The organism is Fibrivirga algicola (assembly GCF_011742925.1).
GTDB lineage: Bacteria > Bacteroidota > Bacteroidia > Cytophagales > Spirosomataceae > Fibrella > Fibrella algicola.
Genome location: NZ_WAEL01000002.1, coordinates 247,285 through 268,450, shown reverse-complemented (window position 1 = coordinate 268,450; position 21,166 = coordinate 247,285). Strand labels below are relative to the sequence as shown.

Annotated in this window: 18 protein-coding genes; 8 read left to right on the top strand and 10 right to left on the bottom strand. The window is 53.7% G+C overall.

Annotated elements, in window-relative coordinates; translation table 11 throughout:
* Positions 1-53: 53 nt before the first annotated feature.
* Complete coding sequence (locus F7231_RS06380) at positions 54-2,384, bottom strand: glycosyltransferase family 4 protein (protein WP_085412326.1); 2,331 nt, start codon at positions 2,382-2,384, stop codon at positions 54-56.
* Between the two features lie 144 nt (positions 2,385-2,528).
* Positions 2,529-3,110, bottom strand: a complete 582-nt coding sequence (locus F7231_RS06375) for a 3-coathanger stack domain-containing protein (protein ID WP_166691324.1) — start codon at positions 3,108-3,110, stop codon at positions 2,529-2,531.
* Positions 3,111-3,249: 139 nt separating this feature from the next.
* Here F7231_RS06375 and F7231_RS06370 point away from each other — a divergent pair, with 139 nt between their 5' ends.
* The 3 genes from F7231_RS06370 to F7231_RS06360 all read left to right on the top strand — a co-directional run bounded on the left by F7231_RS06370 (position 3,250) and on the right by F7231_RS06360 (position 4,408).
* A complete protein-coding gene (locus F7231_RS06370; RefSeq protein WP_166691323.1) occupies positions 3,250-3,411 on the top strand; it encodes a hypothetical protein in 162 nt (53 codons plus the stop codon).
* Positions 3,412-3,542: 131 nt separating this feature from the next.
* Positions 3,543-4,004, top strand: a complete 462-nt coding sequence (locus tag F7231_RS06365) for a VOC family protein (protein ID WP_166691322.1) — start codon at positions 3,543-3,545, stop codon at positions 4,002-4,004.
* On the top strand, positions 4,001-4,408 hold the full coding sequence (locus tag F7231_RS06360; RefSeq protein ID WP_085412329.1) for a DoxX family protein: 408 nt from the start codon (positions 4,001-4,003) through the stop codon (positions 4,406-4,408). The genes F7231_RS06365 and F7231_RS06360 overlap by 4 nt, the downstream gene beginning before the upstream one ends.
* 126 nt (positions 4,409-4,534) lie before the next feature.
* Here F7231_RS06360 and F7231_RS06355 read toward each other — a convergent pair whose 3' ends face one another.
* From F7231_RS06355 to dtd, 4 genes are all read right to left on the bottom strand, one after another.
* On the bottom strand, positions 4,535-5,104 hold the full coding sequence (locus tag F7231_RS06355) for a DUF3109 family protein (RefSeq protein WP_166691321.1): 570 nt from the start codon (positions 5,102-5,104) through the stop codon (positions 4,535-4,537).
* Between the two features lie 5 nt (positions 5,105-5,109).
* Positions 5,110-7,473, bottom strand: a complete 2,364-nt coding sequence (locus F7231_RS06350) for a LysM peptidoglycan-binding domain-containing protein (protein WP_166691320.1) — start codon at positions 7,471-7,473, stop codon at positions 5,110-5,112.
* A gap of 3 nt (positions 7,474-7,476) precedes the next feature.
* Entirely contained in the window at positions 7,477-8,118 is a 642-nt protein-coding gene (locus F7231_RS06345) for an O-methyltransferase (RefSeq protein ID WP_085412332.1), read from the bottom strand.
* Between the two features lie 178 nt (positions 8,119-8,296).
* The gene (dtd, locus tag F7231_RS06340; protein WP_166691319.1) at positions 8,297-8,746 is read right to left on the bottom strand and encodes a D-aminoacyl-tRNA deacylase; all 450 of its coding nucleotides are present in this window, start codon (positions 8,744-8,746) and stop codon (positions 8,297-8,299) included.
* A gap of 49 nt (positions 8,747-8,795) precedes the next feature.
* Between dtd and F7231_RS06335 the strand changes: the two genes are divergently transcribed.
* Both F7231_RS06335 and F7231_RS06330 read left to right on the top strand, forming a co-directional pair.
* Positions 8,796-9,791 (top strand): polysaccharide deacetylase family protein, encoded by a 996-nt coding sequence (locus F7231_RS06335; protein ID WP_166691318.1) that lies wholly within the window; start codon positions 8,796-8,798, stop codon positions 9,789-9,791.
* Positions 9,792-9,859: 68 nt separating this feature from the next.
* Positions 9,860-11,236: an ATP-binding protein gene (locus F7231_RS06330; RefSeq protein ID WP_166691317.1), complete on the top strand. Its 1,377-nt coding sequence runs from the start codon at positions 9,860-9,862 to the stop codon at positions 11,234-11,236.
* A 63-nt stretch (positions 11,237-11,299) separates the two neighbouring features.
* Here F7231_RS06330 and F7231_RS06325 read toward each other — a convergent pair whose 3' ends face one another.
* Positions 11,300-12,556 carry a metal-dependent hydrolase family protein gene (locus F7231_RS06325; protein WP_166691316.1) on the bottom strand — a complete coding sequence of 419 codons (1,257 nt, stop codon included), beginning with the start codon at positions 12,554-12,556 and terminating at the stop codon, positions 11,300-11,302.
* Positions 12,557-12,754: 198 nt separating this feature from the next.
* Positions 12,755-13,831 carry an NADH:flavin oxidoreductase/NADH oxidase gene (locus F7231_RS06320; RefSeq protein WP_166691315.1) on the bottom strand — a complete coding sequence of 359 codons (1,077 nt, stop codon included), beginning with the start codon at positions 13,829-13,831 and terminating at the stop codon, positions 12,755-12,757.
* A gap of 114 nt (positions 13,832-13,945) precedes the next feature.
* Between F7231_RS06320 and F7231_RS06315 the strand changes: the two genes are divergently transcribed.
* The 3 genes from F7231_RS06315 to F7231_RS06305 all read left to right on the top strand — a co-directional run bounded on the left by F7231_RS06315 (position 13,946) and on the right by F7231_RS06305 (position 17,314).
* Positions 13,946-14,449 (top strand): hypothetical protein, encoded by a 504-nt coding sequence (locus tag F7231_RS06315; RefSeq protein WP_166691314.1) that lies wholly within the window; start codon positions 13,946-13,948, stop codon positions 14,447-14,449.
* 137 nt (positions 14,450-14,586) lie between these two features.
* Positions 14,587-15,642 (top strand): ferredoxin--NADP reductase, encoded by a 1,056-nt coding sequence (locus tag F7231_RS06310; RefSeq protein ID WP_166691313.1) that lies wholly within the window; start codon positions 14,587-14,589, stop codon positions 15,640-15,642.
* 10 nt (positions 15,643-15,652) lie between these two features.
* Positions 15,653-17,314, top strand: coding sequence for an FAD-dependent oxidoreductase (locus tag F7231_RS06305; RefSeq protein WP_085412340.1), 1,662 nt, complete (start codon positions 15,653-15,655; stop codon positions 17,312-17,314).
* A gap of 731 nt (positions 17,315-18,045) precedes the next feature.
* On the opposite strand, the gene F7231_RS06300 is transcribed toward F7231_RS06305, so the two are convergent.
* A complete protein-coding gene (locus tag F7231_RS06300; protein ID WP_166691312.1) occupies positions 18,046-20,160 on the bottom strand; it encodes a peptidylprolyl isomerase in 2,115 nt (704 codons plus the stop codon).
* Positions 20,161-20,324: 164 nt separating this feature from the next.
* On the bottom strand, positions 20,325-21,041 hold the full coding sequence (locus F7231_RS06295) for a DUF3291 domain-containing protein (RefSeq protein ID WP_085412344.1): 717 nt from the start codon (positions 21,039-21,041) through the stop codon (positions 20,325-20,327).
* Between the last annotated feature and the right edge of the window lie 125 nt (positions 21,042-21,166).

Below are 21,166 nucleotides of genomic sequence, written 5' to 3'. Positions count from 1 at the left end.
TCACCGTTTGGCCGATAAGAGAAGCACTCGAAACCTGAAACTTATAACCTGTTTTAAGATAAGGCACTAGTTACCGAACGGGCAATTGACTTTTCAATTGTTGGTTGAAAGGCTAATTGTAACTCGGCCAGCGACAGGAGATAGGATAATGTCGACTCGGCACCCTGATTTTGATTAACCCGGTCGATATGCAATCCATCCCGGCAGCCTCCCGTTAGCGAATCATAGAGGGGTAAGCCCAGATCGTTCAGGCCTGTAAACCAGCGGAATACTTTCATGGCTTTGCGCTGCCAATCAATATCGCCCGTTATTCGCCAGGCCGCCAGACAAGCCGATATAGAGCTATAGGCTTCTAAGGGCTGCTGATCAAATTCTGCTTTAACCTCATCCCGGTTATGAAAACCGTTAGAGCCAACCGGCTGGAAATGCGTTCGTTGGTCGGACGCTACCGTTAGCTTTGAGGTTTGGAGTTCCATAAGCCAGGTCAGCGCGCTTAGTCCCACGGCTACCGCCTCGCTGTCGCCCGACACGATCAGTGCGTGACACAGTACCCCGTTATCGTAGGCAACCGTGTTTTCAAACCACTGCCAATCGGGTGCGGCTGTTTCGCTGAATCGGAATAGGAGTTTGGCGACCAGTTTTGTCCGAATATTTTTGGCCAGCCGGTCATCACTGAATCGCTTCAAATATTCGTTGATGCCCAGCAGTGCAAAAGCCCAGGCGCGTGGCGACTGCATAGTGAGGGTAGCTGGCAGTACTTGTTCCAACAGGCTCATAGCCCACACCAGTGGGTTGTGCTCATCAGTACGACCAATGCACATGCCCAGTGCCCAGATGGTGCGGCCCGTACTATCTTCAGAGCCTACGTCTTCAAGCCAGCGCCGGTCATAGCTCATAAAATTCCGGAACTGCCGGTGTTCGTCAGAGTACGCGTAATTAATGAACGCCATATACGTGTCGGCCAATTGATCGATGCGCCGATCATGAACGCCCGATTCTTTGAGCAAGAGCATCAGGATCAGCGCCCGGGCATTGTCATCAGTGCAGTAGCCTTCCTCGTAAAAAGGCAGGTGATACCGGGCGTGCTGAATCATCCCGGTCGAATCGGTCAGGCGATACACATGATCGAGTTTCAGCGTGGGCAGGTGAAGGCCACCGCTCAGTCCGCCAGGGTATAGCCCCGGCGTGTAGGTGGCCGTCATGCGTTCGTGACGTGCCTGGGCAAATGAGTCGGCATATTGACCAATCACGGTTTCCCAGGTCATGCCACGTCCCATCAGGTACGCCCGTTTACGCATCGCATGTCGCGCGGGTTCATCGCGCAGTAACGCCAGTACCTCATCGGCAATGGCATCTGCGTCACCAAAGGGTACGAGGCGTCCCCGGTCGTCGGCGAGGAGTTCTTCAGCATGCCAGTAAGGAGTAGAGATCACCGCCTTGCCTACTCCAACCGAATAGGCTAACGTACCTGAGGTAATTTGTGCGGGGTTCAGATAGGGGGTAATGTAAATATCGGCGGCTCCCAAAAACTCAAGGAGATCTTCGAGTTCCACAAACTGATTGTAAAACTGGACGTTTTGCCGCACCCCGTTGCTCTCGGCCAGTTGCTTCAGTTTATCGCGATAGGCTTCTCCCTCATGCCGGATCAAGTGCGGATGGGTAGCTCCCAGCACCATGTACACCACATTGGGGAACTGCTCTACGATGCGGGGCAGGGCATTGATGACGTTCTCGATGCCCTTATTAGGCGATAGCAAACCAAAGGTGAGCAGGATCTGCTTTCCTTCAAGTCCGAACCGGTCTTTGTAAAAGTGCGGATCAACGAACGGCATATCGGGAATGCCGTGGGCAATAACGTCGATCTTCTCGTCTGGAATCTCGTAAATCGTAGTCAGGAACTGCCGCCCTTTCTCCGACATGCACACTACCCGCGCCGACAGGTCTGCAATGGCTTTCAGGGTTAGTAACTGATCCTGATCGGGGGTCTTTAGGATGGTGTGAAACGTCGATACAATGGGCATAGTCAGCCCCCGGAGCAACGTCAAGATGTAATTACCGGCAGGTCCCCCATAAATGCCGTACTCGTGCTGAAGACAAACAACATCAACGTTCTTTGAATTAAGAAACTCAGCCGCTTTACGGTACGCTTCCAGATCATGTTGAAAAAAGTCATACCGAACCTCATCAGGATATTCGTAGCCTTCGGTGGTGTCATTGACCGATACCACCCATGCCTTGGCACCGGGTATAAACCGGGCATAAGACTGGTACATGTCGGCTGTAAACGTAGCAATACCGCACTGCCGGGGTAGGTAGTCGCCAATAAAGGCTACATTCTTTGGATTTTGTTTCCGGGGCATTGCGGGTGCAGAGTTTGTTGTCATATCGTATTGAGTAGTGTGCGTCTATAGCTAATTAACATAAATTGACCACCCCATGTTCGAATACATGACAGATTGGCCTAAATACGAAAAGCCAGCACACATGCGCTGGCTTTTCAATAGAGAAAATAAGTAACTAGCTGTAAACTACTGTTTTAACAGCCGAATGGTTTTCGTTTGCGTACCGGTCTGGACCTGATAAAGGTACACGCCTGTTGGCAGGTTGGTGCCCTCAACGCTAATCTTATAAACACCGGCGGATTGCACATCAATAGGGGCATTCTGGCGGAGTATCGCACCGCGCGAGTCTGTCAGGGTATGCTTCACCTTGCTGTTTTCGGGAAGCTTGTATTCAACCGTTGTCTGATCCTGAAATGGATTCGGCCAGGCGGACACCGTAAGGTCGGCACCTGCCTCAACTGATCTGGCAGCTACGGGCGCGACGGTCGCCACAAAAACCGATCCAGCCCGCGCTTCGAAACCTGGTTGCAGGATAATTGCCTTGCCGGCGGTGTAAGTTGCCGAGGCAGCACGTTCTACCGTATTGGTTGCCATGATCTGGTCGACTGCTTTTGCGTCAACTGGTTCATTGGCTTTCACAGCGTCGACAACGGCCATTGACGTGTTGGCAAAAACAGACTTGGGGGCGGTCGCCGATTGAATCGCGTTTTGGGCCTGCATGGCCGTAGCGGCGAAACAAAAGGAAATAAGAAGTAGCGCTTTTTTCATAGAAGCCAATCGAGTTAGCAAGTATATATAATTACTAGCATATGTTTGGGTATTACCTCGCAAAAGCCATGCCTGAAAGTAAACGTTTTTCTGTCAGGTAGGTTATTTTTAAGGATTAATTAGCCCCCTATAGCCTGGTATGAAAGTAGAACACATTCGCGAACAACTCCACCTGCTCATTGAAGAAGTCGACGATATTTACGTCCTGAACGGGCTGTATCGCAATCTGCTGGCCGATAAGCGGCAGCGCGAAGCTTACGAGCAGGAGCAGGTTCGGAAGACAAAAAAGAAAGACAAGTGAGGTCCTGAATGCAGGTACGTCCTGCGCTGGGAAGATGGCACAATTGCCCCCCGACTTTGCCGCTTTTACCCCCCGCCGGAGCGGGTAGAGGTCCGTAAATTTGATCTGTTAACCAAACAACAACTACTTGTATGAAACAGATCAGCGCGTACATGCACTTCAACGGCAATTGCCGTGAAGCCATGCTCTTTTACCAGACGTGTCTGGGTGGTGAACTCAATTTGCTCTCGGTGGGGGAGTCACCACTCGCCAGCCAGTTTCCAACCGGCATGGCTCCACGTATTCTGCACGCCTGCCTGACCAACGACCGGCTACGACTAATGGGATCTGACCTGCCCCTTTCGCACGAACCGGCGATCGGAAATTCCGTATCGATGATCCTGGAATGTAGCAGTGAAGCGGAGATCAACGAGTTGGCAGCGAGCTTATCGGTAGGGGGGGATGTGCTGCATCCGCTGGAAAACACTTTCTGGGATAGCGTCTTTGGCGATATTGCCGACCAGTTTGGCTTTCACTGGTACCTGAATTATGACCGGAAACAGCCTCACGGCGACCTGACCCAGACTAATCACTTATCCGAAGCACTTGTATGAAAAAGACAGCTACCCGCTACTGGATCTTCACCGGTCTGTTCGCGTTTATTATGCTGGGATCAGCAATTCCCGATATCCTGATCATGCCGATGGCCGTTGAGGGTTTCAAAGGCATTGGCTTTCCTGCGCCGCTGGTGCCTTTTCTAGGCTGGGCCAAACTGCTGGGGGTGATCGGCATTCTGGTACCAGGCTATCCCCGAATCAAGGAATGGGCGTATGCCGGACTGATGTATGATATTATCGGTGCCATCTATGCAGTCGCTTTTATTGAACCGGTTGCCACCTGGGGCCCTATGCTTGTGATTCCGCTGATTGGTGCGTTGTCGTATGTATACTACCAGAAAAAATACCACACGACCGCCATCAGCAACGAAACAAGTAGCCTCAAGTCAACGCTGGCCTGAATACCACGTACCTGAAACGACCAATGCCCTTTCCATAGGTCAATGAACCGGTGGCAAGGGCATTGGTCGTTTCAGTATAGTATGTTGTCGGGCCTCGCTTACGCAATACCCGGCAACACGCGCATATTAGTCTTTTTCGCCTTCGATTTCTACAACCAGCTTGTCGTACCAGGCTTGCCCGTAAGCGCGCACAAGGGCTTCCCGGACAAATTTATAGACAGGTACGTTCAGCTCTTTACCAAAGCTACAGGCAGGGGCACAGATAGGCCAGCGGTCGTAATTCAGGGCATGGTACTGTTCGTACTTCGTGACGCGGATTGGGTACAGGTGGCACGAAATAGGCTTTTTCCAGTTTACTTTCCCGTCGTTATATGCCGCTTCGATTCCGCATTTCAGGATGCCTTTTTCGTCGTAGATCGCATAAACGCACTCACGTCCACCAACAGTAGTGGTCACGTAATCGCCATCTTCGTCGGCCTCATACAGGCCTTGCGCTTCAATAGCCTGAATGCCCGCGGCCGACAGGTAGGGCTTCACTTCCGGATACACTTCCCGCAGTTTGGCCAGTTCGTCGCGCTCGAGCGGTGCACCAGCGTCACCTTCAACGCAGCACGCACCTTTGCACTTGTCGAGATTACAGACAAAAAACTGTTCAGCAATGTCGTCGCTGATGACGGTGTGGTCAATTAAAATCATGGGCGTTACTGGCTTACTTTCAACTTCTGACCCTCTTTCACACCCAAATCGCGCAAATCGTTCCATTGCATCAATTGCTCGACGGTCACGTTGTACGTCTTCGAGATTCGATACAGCGTTTCGCCTTTTGCTACCACGTGGTAGGTCGGTTCAGAAACGGGTGGAGCGACTGTCGTTGGCGGAATAGGCGAGCCTGAACGGGGCGCTCCGGCTGGCACGGCAGCGGGTGCTGATGTTGGCTGACCGGTGGGGTAGCCCGCCGGTACATTCTGCACTACCAGGGTTTGTCCAACCGAGAGTTTATCCCCTAGGGTCAGGTTATTGGCTGCGAGAAGATCGTCAACCCTTACCCCGTAGTAGCGTGACAGGCTGTAATACGTCTGACCGGCTTCGATGGTATGCCTCATAGTCCGGCCCTTGGTCGACCCCGGCGTTGTGGCTTCGGGGCGATCGCTCATCATAGGTGGCAGGGGTGGCAGCGTTGCCTGCTGATTGCGGGGAATGGGCGTAAGCTCAGTAGACGACTGTTGCTGAGGCTGTGGTTTCTTAACCGGCGTGGCAGTCCGGCCACTCTGATTGCCACCCGTATTGGCTGCTACGTCGGGTGTTTCGGGGTACGTACCTGCTACCTGCCGGGCGGGGGTGGTGCGCTCACGAACCGTCTCCCCTTCCGAGCGAACAATAATGGTCCGCTGGGGCGAACCGGCATCGCGTGGGGTAGCAACCGGTACTTCTACCGTTTCGCCTGGATTCGTCTTATCCGGCGTTACGGCCGTTGTCACCGTTGGCGTAGGCGCCTGAACAGCCGGGCGCGTAGGTGGGGTAGCTGGCTCTGGGGTTGGCCGAGAAGGGGCCGTGCTGACCTCAGCAGACCGCTCGTCAGGTACTGTCGACGGCGTAGCGCTACCGACTAGTTTAGGCTGATACCGTTTCCGTTCCGATGCATTTCGTGGAATGTTGTTCGCCTGGCTGTTTGCTGGTGTTTCCAGCCCCGGCCGCTCTACCACTGGCCGGTTAGATGGCGTAGCGGGGGAGTTGTCATACACCGGTGGGGTCGGGGCGTTGATGATCTCGATCGGCGTTTTCGAGGGGCGGCGTTCACGCAGCCACAGTACCCGCCCAACCTGTAGTTTTTGCACTCGATCCATGCGGTTGTAGCGGAGCAGCTTCTTTAACCGAAGGGCGTAACGCTGCGAGATCCCGCGCATTGTTTCGTCGGTTCGGGCAGTGTGAAAAGGCACCAGCGCTTTTTTACGCTTCTTGGCCAGGTAGTACACTTCACCTACTGCAATCGCGTCGCGCTCGCCCAGGTCGTTGAACCGCAGGAAGCTCGATAGACTGATTCGGGCCTTCCGCGCCAGCGATCCTGCGTTATCACCTACTTGCGCCTGAATACCGGGCAACCCGTTGATTTCATATAGAATCGGGTCACTCGTTGAGCTGGTGGCCAGGGTGACGCGTTTCAGTACCGGGAAACCAATGTCGTCGGTAACAACGGCTTTGATGGGCTTGTCGGTCGTATGGGCAATTCGCTGCCGCAGGTCGTTGATTTGCCCGTTTGGCGTTGGAATAACCAGTGCATACGGCTTATCGATGGGTACGTGGTCGATCAGCAGCCAGCGGTTGTAGGTACGTATATCATTGGCGTTGAGACTTAATTCATTGGCAATCTCATCGATCGTCTTGCCCGCCCCGCCCGTGTATTCAACCAACGAAAACGTGTTGACCGGTTGATACGTCCGGATGGCGTACTCAACGGCTAGTTTGTGGGCGAAGAACCGGAGCATGTAGCGATCGGTACTGCCATTGAGGGTGATGTCCTGCGAGTTGGCCCATTCCGGCGAAACAATTTTGCTGATGCCCCCCGTGCCCAGGTAAAACGAAAAGAGAGCCGACAGCCAGTTGGTATACATGCCATTGCTACGACGCAGGTACCGGGCCGCTGCCGCCGTCGACGACGAAATATTCTTCCGTTCGTCGACTTCCTCGTTCACCACCATACCGTAATCCTGCGCTGTTTCGCGCTTGAACTGCCAGAAACCAACCGCCTGCGACGACGAAACGGCATCAGGCGTCAGGGAACTTTCCTGCAGGGCGAGGTACTTGAAATCGGTCGGAATTTTTTCGTTCAGCAGAATCGTCTCAATAATCGGGAAGTAGAGCAAAGCCCGGTCGAGCTTGGCATTCCAGTATTGCCGATTATTCATCAGAGCGTTTACATCCTGCTGAATGAGCCGCCGGGCGTCGGGGTCAAAGCGCACGGTCAGGTCGGCAAAGGTCACCTGAGCGGGTACGGTCGGGCTGGGTACTGGCTGGGCAAAGGCCGTCAGGGCAAACCAGAACGAAAAGAGAGTTAAGGCGTATTTCATAAGTTAACGTTTGCGGGCAATAAGAACACCATCACGCACGGGCAACAGCAAGTTCTCTACGCGTGGATCCTGGTGGATTTTCTGATTAAAGGCGATAACGGCCTGCGTGTCTTTGTCGGCGGGTTTTACTGGCTCCACTACTTTGCCGCTCCAAAGCACATTATCGGACAGGATGAACCCACCCGGCCTGACTTTGTCGAAGACCAGATCGTAATATAAGCCGTAGTTTTCTTTGTCGGCATCAATGAACACGAGATCAAACGTCTCGTCGAGCGTTGGAATAATGTCACCGGCTCGGCCAATGTGCAGATCGATGCGCGCACCGTGCGGCGATTCGGCCCAGTACCGGCGGGCGATCGATTCCAGCTCTTCGTTTTTATCAATGGTAAGTACACGGCCATCCTCGGCTAGTCCCTCGGCGAGGCACAGGGCCGAATAGCCGGTGTAGGTGCCAATTTCGAGTATGCGCCGCGGCCGAATCATGTGCGAGAGCATGGCCAGCAATCGCCCCTGCAAATGACCCGACAACATACGGGGGTGCAACACATGGGCATAGGTATCGCGGTTGAGCCGCTGCAATACATCGCTTTCGGGCGACGTGTGTGCATCGGCATAGTCGGCAACATCGATAGGCAGAAAGTTCATTCAGTGCGCTGGAAAGCGAAGGTTAACTGTAAAAGTACGGTTTTCTCCAAAAACGGTAGAAACGGATCGTCACGTATACATAATCTGTACCAGCGGCCCGGTTGGCACGTACCTGTGCTGGGCAGTAGTTCAAGTCAATGCCCTGAACAGGACGTTAGAACCGCTATCAGGGTCACGTTTACGGCTTCTTTGTGTCGATCACGATCGTAACCGGCCCATCATTGATGAGCGACACCTGCATGTCGGCCCCAAACTCGCCGGTTTGAATGGGGTGCCCTAACTCAGCTGATAATCGGGCAATCATCTGTTCGTAAAGCGGAATGGCTACTTCGGGTCGGGCGGCCTCAATGAAACTGGGCCGGTTCCCTTTTTTTGTTTCGGCATGGAGCGTAAACTGGCTGATGAGTAAAATACTACCGCCCACCGTAGTCAGGTCCAGATTCATCTTGCCGGCTTCGTCACTGAAAATGCGCATCCCGGCAATTTTTTTGGCCAGCCATGCCACATCGGCTGCGGTATCGGTATGGGTGACGCCCAGCAAAACCAAAAAACCCTGTTGAATCTGACCACGTACCTGCCCGTCGATGCGAACCGCTGCTTCAGAGACCCGTTGAAGAACTGCAATCATGAATTAATGTAGAATTAGCTATCATTATGTCTGTTTTCCTAAGCCGCCTATGTCTCCTGTTTACCTATTCATCGCCTGTCTATCTATGCTGGTTTCATCGGCCATCGCCCAGGCAGACACGACTTATGCCGAACGGCTGGGGTTTCCGCGGGGTAAAAAAGTAATTGTGCTGCACGTCGACGACGCGGGCATGAGTTACGAAGCAAACCAGGGGACCAGACGCGCCATTGACGAAGGTATTGCTGTATCGACAAGTGTGATGATGCCCTGCGCCTGGGTGCCGGATTTTATGGCGTATGCCCGGCAAAAACCAACGCTTGATGTGGGCGTCCACCTTACCCTCACGAGCGAATGGAAAGGCTACCGCTGGTCGCCTTTGACAGGGCAGAAAACCGGCCTTTGTGACGCGCAGGGCGCGTTCTGGCCGTCGGTTCAGGAGGTAGTCGATCAGGCTACCCCCGCCGAGGTCGATGCCGAGATCAGGGCGCAACTGGCTCGTTTCCGGTCGTTTGGCATCGAACCCACCCACCTCGATTCGCACATGGGTACGTTGTTTGACCTGAAGTTCATGCCGACTTACGTGAAACTGGGTATCGAGCAGCAGATTCCACTGCTGTTTCCTGGTGGCCATGCCACGCTCATTGTTGCGGCTAATAACATTCCGCAGGAGCAGCGCGTTATTGCCCGCAAGGTAGGCCGACAACTTTGGGACGCCGGGTTGCCTGTTTTCGATGACCTCGACGGCAGTAGCTACAGCTGGAACCTGCCCGCCGGTATGCCGGTGACCGACAAGGCACTGCAGCGTATGAAAACAGAGAAATACATTGATCTGCTGAAGCGTTGCCAACCTGGGCTAACGTATGTGATTATGCACTGCGCCCAAAATTCGCCTCAGTTTAGTCAGATCACGTCGTCGTGGCCTACGCGACAGGGCGACCTGCTCGCCATGCTCGATCCGGAACTGAAGGCGTATATCCAGCGTGAAGGCATTATTGTAACCACCTGCCGCGAACTGATGGCGCGCCGCAAACAGGCCGGTCGATAGCCTAACGTACCCACAGGCCCCGGTTGCCTGGTATCATTTACCTCTCAGCGTTTAACAACCAGTATTCCATGGTAACCATCACCGATTTACGTGCCTTCCCGCAGTTCGAACACGTACCTGACGACCAATTGACGTGGTTTCTCGACCGGGCCGAAGTGGCCGATTTTCCTAAAGGGCACGTGATCAACGAAGCACATCAGCCCGTTGATTCGCTGCGCCTGCTGCTCGAAGGGCAGATCAACATTACGGGTCAGGCATCCGAAGACCTGGTCACGTACCTGGCCCCCGCCGTGTTGGGGCTTTTACCTTACTCTCGCCTGACCGAAGCCCGGTTTCCTTTCGTTGCCGAAACCGACGTACGCACGCTGGCCCTGCACCGCGATCAGTTGCGCGAGATGACCAGCGCCTGTTATGAACTGACTGAGGCGTTTGTCCAGCAAATGACCGATCGCGTGCGGACGTTTGCGCATCAGGTACAGCAGGAAGAGAAAATGGCTTCGCTGGGCCGGCTGTCGGCGGGGTTGGCGCACGAACTGAATAACCCCGTGTCGGCTATTGTGCGGAACGCTGAGGCGCTGAAAGGACACATGCGGGCCACCCCCGAACGGTTCAAAGTAATTATGCGCCTGGCCCTCACCGACGAGCAGACCGATTTGGTCGACGAGTGGTTATTCAATAAGCTCGATCACCGTACAAAGCCGCTGTCGCTGCTGGAACGGAGCAGCCTGGAAGATGACCTCACCGATTGGCTCGAAGACCACAACGTACCTGAAGCCGCCGATCTGGCGAGTTCACTGGCCGACTATAATTTTACGGAAGAGGAGCTCGACAACATTCTAGATCAGGTAGGGGAGGCCAACCTGCAGGGCGTACTGGAATGGGTGAGCAACAATCTGGTTACCGAAAAACTGGTGGTCGATATTGGGGAGGCGTCGAGCCGGATGGCCACGCTGGTGTCGTCGATTAAGTCATACACCCACATGGACCGGGGTGCGGGGAAAGAACTTGTCAATTTGCCTGAAGGCATCCGGAGCACTCTCACGTTGCTGGGTCATAAAGTGCGGGCCAAGAACATAGCCATCACCGTCGACGTACCTGACAACCTGCCTGAACTCTGCGGATGGCCCGGTGAACTGAACCAAGTCTGGACGAACCTCATCGATAACGCCCTCGACGCCCTGCCGGAAAAAGGTGGCACTCTGGCTATTCGAAGCTATCTGGAAAAAGAGCAGTTTATCTATACCACCTTTACCGACAACGGAAGCGGTATTGAGGACTCAATTCAGCAGAAAATATTCGAGCCTTTCTTCACCACAAAAGGCGTTGGCAAAGGCTCTGGACTAGGCCTCGACATTGTTCAAGGGGTTATCAAGCACCATAATGGCAGCATCAAGGTAACGTCGAAACCCGGCGAGACCACTTTTACGGTCTGCCTACCGGTGTAAGCGTCAAGCTACAGGTGCTCCGCTGGTTACTCAAGTGGTAAGCCAGCAGAGCACTTGAAACTCTTACCTCACCACTGCCCCGCCTTTCATGACCATACGTACCTGACGGATGGCATTGATCTGCTTGGTGGGGTCGCCTTCTACGGCGACCAGGTCAGCCAGCAAACCAGTCTTGATCCGGCCCCGGTCGGCCAGGTGAAACACATCGGCATTGATAGACGTAGCTGATCGAAGCACCTCAGTGGGAGCCATCCCATAGTCAACCATCAGTTCAAGTTCGCGGGCATTATCGCCATGCGAGAAGACTCCTACGTCGCCACCGGCACAAATAGTGACGCCTGCCTGTAAGGCTTGTTTTACCGTAACCCGTTTCTGTTTAAGACGCTCGGGCTCCGGTTCACCGCGTTTCCAGCCCCGGTATTGTGCAACGGCGTCACCGGCGGCGATGGTTGGGCAAAGTGCGGTGCCGTGTTGTTTCATCAGGGCGAAAATTTCGGGAGTGCCGGCATCGCCATGTTCAAGCGTTTCGCAGCCCGCCAGAATAGCCCGGCGCATGCCTTCGGCGGTACCCGCATGAGCCACCACGCCGCGGCCGCTACTTTTGGCAACATCTACGATCAGCTTCAACTCCTCGATCGTGTAGGTGGGGCGGGCATCGGCCATCAGGCCCCAGCGGTAATCGGCGTACACCTTTATTACGTCAGCTCCTTTGCCAATCTGCTGGCGAACCGCCTGGATGAGCCGGTCATGGCCGTCGGCTTCTTCGGCGCCCTGTGGCACGGCAATGTCCGGACTGAATCCCTTGGGTGCATAGCTGCCGGTGGCAATCAGTGCCCGCGTGGCCACAATCATCCGTGGCCCCGGAATAATGCCCTGGTTAATGGCTTGCTTTAAGCCGACATCGTCATAGTCAGCGCCTTCGGTGCCCAGGTCACGCACAGTGGTAAAACCCGCCCGAAGCGTCTTTTCGGCATGCACCGTTGCCCGGGCTACGCGCAACGACCGGGCTTCGCGCAGTACCTGATCGTCCCAGGGCGTTTCATTGTAGGGGTGAAGCAGTAAATGCGAATGTCCCTCGATCAGGCCCGGTAGTAATGTTGTATTGGGAAGGTCGATAACAGTTGCCGATACGCTGGCTCCGCCCGTGAGGCTGGCCGTGGGGCCAACAGCATCGATCTTGTCGCCACGGACGCGCACGGCCCAGCCCTCGTGCATGGTTTCGCCGTCAAACACCCGTGCCGGGCGAAGTAACGTAACGGTCTGTGCAAAGGAGGGAAGTGTAACGAAACAGGTAAACAGGCAGCAGTAAATGAAGTGCATAAACGATGGGTGAAGTATACGCCCAAAATACAGCAAATACGGCGTATTCTAGCCTGGCGTACACCAAACGCACCTGATTTTCCAACATTGATTACTGCTGTAGGTTTTACTGTCTTCTCGCTGTAGGCGCTTCCACTATGCGTCGTTAGTAACACAGAGAAAGCAATATACAGCAACATCGGGCAACAGATAAACCCCTTAGTGCGACCTCGGTTTGGCGCGTTCGTACTGCACCGGCCAGGGCAGTTCGTCACCTAGCTGGGTGGCGGCGTGGAGAGGGAAATAGGGGTCGCGCAATAGTTCGCGGGCAAACAAAATCAGATCAGCCTGCCCGTTGGCCAGAATGGCTTCGGCCTGTTCGGCGTCAGTAATGAGGCCCACTGCTCCCGTTGGCATGGTGGTTTCGCGCTTGATGCGTTCGGCGAAGGAAACCTGATACCCCGGCGCGTTGGGAATAGGGGCCTTAGGTACGTTGCCACCCGTCGAGCAGTCGATCAGATCAACGCCCTGCTTCGATAAAAGAGCGGCTAGTGCCACCGAATCATCGGGCGTCCAACCACCTTCTGTCCAGTCGGTAGCCGATATGCGAACAAAGAGGGGGTAGTCGGCAGGCCAGATGGCGCGTAGATCATCAACGATTTCGCGTAGTAGCCGCACTCGGTTGTCAAACGAGCCCCCATACTCGTCGGTCCGCTGATTGCTCAGGGGCGATAGAAATTGATGGAGTAGGTAGCCATGCGCGGCGTGAATTTCGGCCACCACAAAACCAGCCAGTAACGACCGTTTCGCCGCCGCCCGAAAATCGGCGCGTACCTGCTGAATACCCTCCTGGCTGAGCGCGGTAGGAGCGGGCTCGTCTGCAGTAAATGGCAACGAACTCGGCGCAACGGTTTGCCAGCCTAATGGCTCGGAAGGGGCAATGGCTTTGCCGCCGTCCCAGGGGCGTTGATGGCTGGCTTTTCGACCAGCGTGGGCGAGCTGGATACCCGCTATCGCGCCGTTGGCCGTGATAAACTCGGTGATCCGTTTCAGACCAGGAATATGCTCGTCGGTCCAGATACCCAGGTCGTGCGGGGTAATGCGTCCCTCGGGCGAAACAGCCGCCGCTTCAGTGATGATCAGGCCTGCACCGCCCACTGCCCGGCTACCCAGGTGGACCAAATGCCAGTCGGTAGAAAACCCATCAATACTCGAATACTGGCACATAGGGGAGACAACGATGCGGTTTTTAAACTCAATATGGCGCAACGTTAATGGAGATAATAGCAATGACATAACGATCCTGTTTATTACCACTAACGCAAAGTATGGCTGATCGTTTGGGTGCTGAGCGATATATGCTTAACTAGCGTTCTTAGGATCAATTCAGCAGTAGCCTCTCCGTACCTCATGACCTTTCGTGATCTGTTCGATTATGCGGCTGCGCAGCCGGGCCTTATTGCGCTTTTTCTGCTGCTTACTCCCGTCTTCGCTTTTGTGCTCAACGTATGGGCAGGCGACACGCCACAGGCGATCTGGCGGTGGCGCTATCTGTATGCCGGGTTGGTATATGCCGCCTGTATTCCGGGCATGTTTGCCGTGACGCTGGCTTTGTACCTGTTCCTGTTTGAGCGCCAAAGTATCTGGGCGATGAATCTGGTGTTGCAAGTGCTTCCCGTGCTGACAATGGTGGCTACGCTGATGCTGATCCGGCGCAAACTGCCATTCCAATACATCCCCGGTTTTGGCCGATTGTCAAGCTTTCTGACCCTGATTACGGCGTTGATCGGCGTACTCTGGTTCGTCGACCGGTTACGGCTGGTGGCCTTCACCTACGTGCCATTTAGCTATATACTGGTTGGCTTCGTTGCGTTGCTGCTCATCATCCGGTTTGCGTGGAGCCGTATCTTCTAAGTCAGAATCCGGTACAGGCGCGGGCTGCTTGCGCCAGATGGCACCTCTGGCTCATCTCGTTCACGCGGTAGATAGATTGTCTATAGCCAAACCAGCTCTGTCGAAGTTATAGTAAAGCCTACTTTAGCTACCAACGAATGAGCGACGACGTAATACAAGTGCGAATCTCCCAAATCAAGGTCGAAACCGTCCAGGCAACCAGCTATTTTCTGGAAACGGCGGATGGAGAGCCAGTTGATTACAAGGCGGGTCAGTTTCTAACCTTGCTGGTACCCTTCAACGGGCAGGTCGTACGCCGTTCCTATTCGCTAAGCTCAGCCCCCGGCGAGCCGCTCCGATTGACGATCAAACGGGTGCAAAACGGCGACATATCACGTTACCTAACCGAGCACCTGCAAGTTGGCGATCTCCTGACGAGTCTATATCCGGCGGGTCGATTTACGGTCGATGCCAGCCAGTCGGGCGATCTGGTCCTGTTGGGGGCGGGCAGTGGTATAAGCCCGTTGTTCAGCATACTGAAAGATGCATTGCGGCATCAACCAAATCGCCGGGTTACGCTGCTATACAGTAACACAACTGAGGCCGCTATCATTTTTCGGGACGAACTGGCCGAGTGGCAGGCAACGTACCCAGATCGGTTTCGGCTCATACATCTGCTGAGTCAGCCTATCGGGTTGCAGGTTGGCCGTCAGGGGCGGCTGAACAATTTACTGCTCGAGCGTTTATTACCTGAGTTGATTGGTTCGTCTGATCGGGAAGCGGTGCAGTACTATATCTGTGGCCCCGACGACTATATGCGAATGGTACAATTCACGCTGATCGTCAATGGTATACAGGCAAATCTTATCCGTCGCGAGAATTTTGTGGTTCAGTCGACTGTTGTCGAATCGGCACTGCATACGTTGCCGCCAGAAGCAGCTGTTGACAGGATGATCAGTCTACACTTTCGGAAACGGACTGTTGCCCTTCACGTACCTGCGCGTCACTCAGTGTTGCAAGCTGCACTGGCCGCCGGCATTGCACTGCCCTACAGCTGCCGCGGTGGCCGCTGTTCTACCTGTTTGGCTCGTTGTACGGCAGGTCAGGTTTATATGACAATCAACGACGTACTGACAGACCGTGACCTGAACGACGGGTGGGTACTGACCTGTACGGGTTATCCAACGAGTGATACAGTCAGGCTGGAAGTTTAACTCAACTCCTATGAAATTACCCATACTCCTTGCCATCGACGATGATGAGCAGGTACTTGAAGCGCTACGGCGTGACCTGCGCGCGCATTATCGGAAAGAGTACCGGATTCTGACGACTGCCTCGGCGCATGAAGCGCTGGACTCGCTGGCCGAACTGAAAAAACGCGGCGAAACGGTGGCTTTGCTGCTGTCGGATCAGAAGATGCCCGATATGTTGGGTGTCGATTTCCTACGCGAGGCCCGGAAGATTTTTCCTGAAGCCAAAAAAGCACTGCTCACCGCCTACTCCGATATCGACGCGGCCGTTCGGGCGATCAACGAGGTACAACTCGATTACTACATCGCTAAGCCCTGGGACCCACCCGAAGAAAAGCTGTATCCTATTCTCGATGGGTTGCTGTCAGACTGGAAATTCAAATACGTACCTGATTACGTAGGGCTCCGTCTGATCGGTTATCAGTTTTCGCCCCGGTCGCACGAACTGAAGGATTTTCTGGCGGGCAACCTGTTTCCATATCTGTGGCTAAATGTAGAGGCCGACGAACGAGGCAAGCAACTCCTGGAACTCCACAACTTGACAACCGCCGAGTTGCCCGTTGTTGTGTTTGAAGATGGATCTATACTCAGCCAGCCCTCGATTCAGGAATTGGGTGAGAAGCTTGGCTTAAGCCCCAAAGCTGAAGGCGATTTATATGATTTAGCTATCATAGGTGCTGGACCGGCAGGATTGGCGGCAGCTGTATACGGCGGTTCTGAGGGGTTACGCACCATTCTGATCGACAAGCGGGCACCCGGTGGGCAGGCAGGTACGTCGTCGCGTATTGAAAACTACCTTGGCTTCCCGAACGGCCTGAGCGGCTCGGAACTAACGCAGCGGGCCATTACGCAGGCTAAGCGGTTCGGCGTCGAGTTCCTAGCTCCGCAGGAGGTCAACGAAATTCAGTCGGAAGGGCAATACAAGCGCATCAAAATGGCCGACGGGAGTGAGTTGATTACACGGGCCATTCTACTTAGTACGGGTGTTTCGTATCGGAAACTAGCCAATGATAGCCTCGAGAAATTTACCGGAGCGGGTGTGTATTACGGGGCTGCCACCACTGAAGCCTATGCCTTCAAAGGGCAGCCGGTGTATATAGTGGGCGGCGGTAATTCAGCCGGGCAGGGGGCTATGTACCTATCGCGAACGGCCTCGCAGGTGTTTATTTGTATTCACCGCCAAAGCCTGGCTGAAACCATGTCGCAGTACCTCGTCGACCAGATTGAGCGCACGGCCAATATCACGTTGCTGCCCTGCACCGAAATTGTCGAAGGCAAAGGAAACGAAAAGCTGGAGTCGCTGGTGATCGAAGATATGAATACGAAGGAGCAGCGTGAGGAACCCGCTGCGGCAGTGTTCATCTTCATCGGTGCCAAACCCCTCACCGACTGGATTGAGATGGACATCATTCGGGATGAGAAAGGCTTTATCCAGACCGGCCGCGACCTGATCAACCACCCTCGCTACCGCGACATCTGGAAGCAGAAGCGCGAACCGTATCTACTGGAAACATGCAGCCCTGGTATCTTCGCAGCGGGCGACGTTCGGTCTGGTGCTATGGCCCGCGTGGCCTCGGCCGTTGGCGAAGGTGCCATGGCCGTAAGCTTCGTCCATAAATACCTGGCCGATAGCTAAAAGGCGCGGAGTCTACCTAGTGACCCCTGTAGCAGAATGCACTGTTGAATAACCGCAAACAAAACGGGCTCTGTTGATTCAGCAGAGCCCGTTTTGTTTGTAGAAGAACTTAGCGCGACGGTCGGCGATTTTGGCCGCATCCCTGGCATAAACTACTATAGTGGCAAGCGGCTGTCACCTATACATCATAGCACTGTTTACACTGTCTAGTATGTGTAGAAAATATACAGGCCAAGAATAACCACTAACGCTGCAAGCGTAATAAGTGCTGACTTCGCTTTCTCTTTTTCGAGTAATTAAATTCGCTTGTAAGAAGTAAATATCAGCACCAAAAATAATGGTGCGACGAACTAGGCTGTTACCAACTGGTACCCAAACATGCCAATCATGAGAATGATGAACATGAAACCGGCTAGATAATCGTAAAATTTTTTGCTTGTGGTGTCCATGATTAACGGGGTTTTGGCTTGATCACTAATAAGGTGCACCATAGGCTTATTTAACAGCCTGTTGATGGCCATGATCACTAAGGGAGCACAGCCAGGCTATAGCAGGTGTAGCAACAGTGTATAATACACAGATTCTTTCGAAATTTTTAGCCGGTCCGCTAGTTGCAGTTAGGTAGATCCTGCCGATTAACAATGTCAGAGCTGTACGCATCATGTAAGGTGTATAAAAAAAGCTCTGCTGATACAGCAGAGCTTTTTTTATGCCTATAAGAGCCATTACGCTTAATAGAACTTAGCGCGACGGTCGGTGATTTTAGCGGCCTCTTTGATGGCTTCATTCACGTAAACCGTTGTCCGCTGACCCTGATTCTGCTGAATCGTTGTCTTGTACATGGCGTAGTCGGCTACGGTCGGTGCAGGCGTGATGCGGGTTGGCTCCACGATCAGCACACCACCTTCGCCAGCGAATGGCCTCGACCGGCTACCTGCTTTCAAACCGAAAGCACGACCTAACGCAACTGGGTCAACGCCCGCGCTGCGCATAAAGCCCGTTGCCAGATTGATGTCGTCGGCGGTTTCAACAATGGCACCAGCACCGTACTTCTGAGCAATAGTTTCGAGTGTACCGGTTGGGGTACCCAGTTTCGCCATGATCTGCTCGGCTTTCTTCTGGTTGCGCACTTTGGCGGTTAGTTCGGTGCGATAGTCATCAACTTTCACTTCGTCTTTATCCGTGCTACCTGTCAGAACGGCCACTACGTACTGGTCGCCCACCTGGAACGGCTCCGATACGCTGTTTTTATCCGTCTTGTCGTCGAACGCCCACCGAACAATAGCACGGGCGTCGGTCAACGCATTGATGTTCGATGCTGTTTCCGGAATACGCTCGGCATTGGCAATCACCAGTGATTTGTCTTTCTTAGCATTTTCATCAAATGCTTCTTTCGACTTACTGTTAGCCGCAAACTGGCTGGCCTTCTGGTAAGCTTCGTTCGTAGTGGCTTCGCTTGGCGTAATCGTTTTGCCAATACCCGCTACACGATACAGCAGGTTCGTTTTGGGCTCGGTGATTTTGATGATGTGGTAACCAAAATCGGTTTCAACCACCCGTGGGATCAGGCCTGAACCGGCAAATCCGAAGATGGCTGACTCGAATGCTTTTACCATCCGACCATCATTTTTGAAATAACCCAGATCACCACCCTGCTGGGCTGATCCGTCTTCGCTGTTGCTTTGTGCCAGTGCTTCAAAGCTGGCGCCACCCTGAATCTGTTTCAGGATGCTCTCGGCCCGACGACGGGCATCTGCTTTGGCTGAGTCTGTCTTAGCCGTAGCGCGAATCAGAATATGGCTGGCCCGAACGGTGAAGCTGGTATCACGCTTGGTACCGCCATACTTATAGATAAAGTACGTGTTGCCATCGCGGAAAGGACCATATACACCACCTGGCGAGAACGTAGGCACGGCCGCACGAAGCTGCTCGGGCATTTCACCGGCTGTCAGATAAAGGGGCACAGGTACGTCGCTGTTCTGGCGCGCAAACGTAGAGTCGTTGGTAGCACCACCTAAACCCCGAGCCAGCGTTTTGATTTCGTTGTACAATGACGCGCTATCTTCTTTCGATGGGTTCACGGCGAATGATACGTACTGGATTGAACGGGTGTCGGCACCAGGATATTCGTCTTTATGCTTGCTCAGGTAATCGCTCAGTTCCGAGTCGGTTACCTTCACGGTGGTATCGTTGACCGAGTAATAGGGAACGAACAGGAACTTCACATCGGCCTTTGTATTCTGAGCCTGGTATTCCTTCTGGGCTTCAGCCGTAGTGGCGTAGTTCGATAGACGCATCAGGTTGTCGAACTTCTCGCGGAGGCGATTCGTGCTGATTTGCTGTTCAAACGAGGCCCACTGTGCCTGTTGAGCAGGTGGTACGTTCCGCAGGCCTTTCAGATACTGAATAACCTGATTTTTGTCGAAAACACCCGTCTGCGGGTTAGTAAACGCCTGCCGCACTTCGGGGCTGACGTTGCTACCCTGTACCATGTCCACGAGTTCTTCGGGCGACACGGTCAGACCGAGTTTATCAAATTCTTTCTGATAGGCGGTTTCAAAAATGAGTTGATTCCAGGCCTGTTCCCGAATCTGAGTCATTTCCTGTTCGCCCGGAGCGCGGCCCGTTTGCTGCTCATACTGAGCACGAACCTGCTCTACTTTTGCCTGAAAATCCTGGTTATCGATGGTTCGACCATCAATGGTGCCGATTTCCTGGTTATTGTTGCCAAACAGCGTACTCTTGCCGCCGAGCAAATCGCTCCCCACAATGAACAGAATCAAGCTAACGGCGATTACGCCTACTGCTAATCCGGAGCGTTCACGGATTTTGTTAATTAATGACATCTCGGTTTATACACGAATTTAGCCCGCAAAATAACAATCTTTCCTGCTCGATTACAAGATTCGAGCCAAAAAGGGGGTTTCTTTAATGTAGGCTAAACCAAGTACGTAATAAACTGATGGAGCAGCTAGTAACGCACTGAAATAGAGATGCTATGTGTTTTTGGTTAGACCGTATCTAACGACGTACCCTCTGTTTTTAGCACTATAAATCGGGCAAATAGCTCTTCGGAATACCATTTTCGCTGCCTAGTTTTTTTTACTATCTCCCGATGTCCGCTCTGCCGGTAGGCAAATTGGTCTACTAGTGCGGCATTGCGCCAAACGCTGATCGTACACTGTTGCACGAGCGGTTTTTCGCCGGCCCCCAATGCCATAAGCAGGTTATCGCCCTGTTCATCAATGCGTTTGCGGGCCTCAGGTACGTGACGCCAGAAGTCGAGAAGCGCGCCGGTACGAATACTGGCCCGCGTCAGTACAGCAATGGGTAAATCAGCCGAAGCCTGGTCAGGTACGTCACTGCCAGGTAGGTTGGCGGCTGGTTCGAACGGGTCGATCCCATCCCAAAGGCCGTGAGATTTGATGGGCCTCAGATAGAGGGTAGTTGGCTTTCCCTGTGGAAGCGTTGCGTGCTGAGGAAGAAACGATTGCCAGTCAGCAGAGTCAAAAAAGACCTGGGCCTGGGCTTCTGATTGCCATACGCCTACAAACACATAGCGGGAAAAATCGGGCCAGAGGCCAAAGTTCTTCCCCGTTCCCATCATCTTCTGGAATCCCAGACCGGATGCCGTAAAGGGGTTCATGAGCCAGCGCCCCATATTGGCAAAAGCCCGATACCGCTGGCCGGGGGGGAAATTTAATACAGTTACAGTAACAAGGGACATGGACGGCTGGGTAGTACTACTACTTTGCAAGTAAACGGTAAACTGGCCCCGGCGGTTTGCACTATCTTTTTGACGCCGTCACAGGCACGTAAAATGGCAGATAGGCTACCTTTGATGTTCGCAAC